Consider the following 366-nt stretch of genomic DNA (forward strand, 5'->3'; position numbering starts at 1 on the left):
GCTATTAGTACGAATCAAGCTTTCAAAGACTCTCTAGAATATCATGATATATGTAGATATGACATTAAAGTAGAAGACATGTCAGACTTGGAAAAATCACAGATTTTATATAATCATATCTATATGAGTAATTTGCCTACTGCTTATTTTGAAGCGATAAAAATGGATGCACACTATTTAGATATTGTGAGCCATAAAAATTTTAGCCCAAGAATTATTGAGTATGTAACAAGAAATGCAAGAGTTAGCAACATGGACAGTAGTGAGTATTTTTCGTACATCTTAAAAACATTAAACAATCCAAAAGACATATGGAAAGATGAGTTTCTGAATTTATGTAGAATAGATAAAATTTACATATTTATA

At 28.4% G+C, this 366-nt stretch carries 1 pseudogene; it reads left to right on the top strand.

Going from position 1 to position 366, the window contains the following annotated elements:
- Positions 1-366: pseudogene (locus C9J34_RS22580) on the top strand (hypothetical protein); the annotation flags it as partial.

The sequence above is a fragment of the Metasolibacillus meyeri genome, from assembly GCF_003049505.1.
Classification (GTDB): Bacteria; Bacillota; Bacilli; order Bacillales_A; family Planococcaceae; genus Metasolibacillus; species Metasolibacillus meyeri.